Annotated in this window: 1 protein-coding gene; it reads right to left on the bottom strand. The window is 63.7% G+C overall.

Annotation, left to right across the window (positions count from 1 at the left end; all coding sequences use genetic code 11):
- A partial coding sequence (locus JCM25156_RS19805) for a cell division protein FtsZ (protein WP_025814523.1) occupies positions 1-601 on the bottom strand: 601 nt, incomplete at both ends.

Genomic DNA, 601 nt, shown 5'->3' with positions numbered 1-601 from the left:
CGATGCCCGTCGCCACCACGGAGACGCGGATGCGCCCGTTCAGCGATGTGTCAATGGCGGAACCGAAGATGATGTTGGCATCCTCGGCCACTTCCTCACGGATGCGGTTGGCGGCCTGATCCACTTCGAACAGGGTCAGATCCTCGCCACCCGTGATGTTGATGAGCAGGCCCTGCGCCCCCGCCATCGAGGTATCTTCCAGCAGCGGGTTGGAAATCGCGTCCTCGGCGGCGGCGATGGCGCGGTTTTCGCCCTCGGCCTCGCCCGTGCCCATCATCGCCTTGCCCATCTCCGCCATGATGGTGCGGATATCGGCGAAGTCGAGATTGACCAGACCGGGCGCCATCATGAGGTCGGTAACACCGCGCACGCCCATGTACAGCACGTTATCCGCCATCTTGAAGGCGTCTTTCCAGCTCGTGCGCTCATTGGCCAGCCGGAACAGGTTCTGGTTCGGGATCACGATCAGCGTATCGACGAACTGCTGGAGTTCGGCAATGCCCGCATCCGCCGATTTGGCGCGCCGCCCGCCTTCGAACGTGAACGGCTTGGTCACGACGCCCACGGTCAGGATGCCGCGTTCACGCGCCATGCGGGCGAT

This window comes from Komagataeibacter kakiaceti JCM 25156 (genome assembly GCF_000613305.1).
The sequence above is the reverse complement of the archived record's forward strand: the minus strand, read 5'-3'. Positions and strand labels throughout refer to the sequence as shown.